The organism is Martelella sp. AMO21009, assembly GCF_053484295.1.
Window position 1 is genome coordinate 1 of record NZ_JBAKFR010000068.1, and the last position, 1,155, is coordinate 1,155.

Below are 1,155 nucleotides of genomic sequence, written 5' to 3' on the forward strand. Positions count from 1 at the left end.
GTCATCAACTCTGTTGGATGATTTTCTCTCTGAACCTTGCATTGAGGGTCACGACGATTTTTCGCATGACTGCTGCGATCGCGACGATTGGCTTTTTGCCGGCTTCGACGAGGCGCTTGTAGAAGGCGGCGAACTCTCCCCTTCCGCGGGCGGCCTGCATGGCCGGCATGAACAGGATGGTGCGCATGACGGGTCTTCCGCCGCGCATTCTCCGGTAGCCGATCTTGTTGCCGCTCTCGTTTGGGTGCGGCGCCAGGCCGGCCAGCGCGGCCGCCTTCTTTCGATCCAGCGTACCGAGTTCGGGCATGGCGGCGAGCAGGGCGGCGGCGGTTGTCTCCGCAATGCCCGTCATCGCCGTTGCGATCCCGGCTCTGGCTGCGAAAGCTTCGCTGCGCATGAGCATACGGATTTCCCTGTCGAGCAGCGCGATCTGGCGATTGATGGCAGCGAGCATGGCCTTGAAAGTGACGGCCAGGTCACGTCCGCCCGGCGCCATGGCGCGGTTTTGCTCGGCGACCCTGATGGCGACCAGATCGGCGCGGCGGCCGACAAGGGCCTTGAGCCTTGCCTCGTGAGGGTTCCCAGCCTGCCACAGAGGCAGGCTTGCCCAGCGTTCCATGCCATAGGCGACCATTTCCCGGGCGTCGATTGCATCGCTCTTGCCGATCCGTCCACGCGAACGGATGAAGGCCTTGAGCCTGCGCGTGTCGGCCCGATGAACGGCAAGTCCGCGCCGCAGGCACTCTTCGATCAGGACGGTTTCATACCCGCCGGTGGGCTCGCAGATGACCAGGTCTGCCTCGCAGTTTCGCAGGAAGCGACGAATATCCTTGCTGCGATTGGCGATGACGGTGGCCGGACCGCCGCAGGAAACGGCAATCGTGTCCTTTGCAACGTCGCAGCCAAGACAGATGTGCGGAGGGTGATGCAAAACGATCATGGCGGTGCTATCCTTTCAAGGCATGCTTGGGATTGTTTGCGGGCGTGGCAATCAGCGGCCCAATCAACTCTTCAAGCGGTTGCTCGGTGCAACAGTGACCTTGATGACAGCGGGTGTCGCACCCAATGCTCGGACGGTCGGCCGTTGCAGCAGCTGCGGGCAATCCAGCGGCCCGCAGCTGCATCACAACAATAGCGCAGATCCAACAAACAATG

At 62.3% G+C, this 1,155-nt stretch carries 2 protein-coding genes; both read right to left on the minus strand.

Going from position 1 to position 1,155, the window contains the following annotated elements; genetic code table 11:
* Positions 1-4: 4 nt before the first annotated feature.
* On the minus strand, positions 5-940 hold the full coding sequence (locus V6766_RS25470; protein WP_448471029.1) for a transposase: 936 nt from the start codon (positions 938-940) through the stop codon (positions 5-7).
* 7 nt (positions 941-947) lie between these two features.
* The coding region (locus tag V6766_RS25475) for a hypothetical protein (RefSeq protein WP_448471030.1) at positions 948-1,155 on the minus strand (208 nt) is incomplete at its 5' end.

Bases quoted from the DNA above. Each gene is read 5' to 3' on its own strand.
- V6766_RS25470 (WP_448471029.1), bottom strand. From the start codon at position 940: ATGATCGTTTTGCATCACCCTCCGCACATCTGTCTTGGCTGCGACGTT.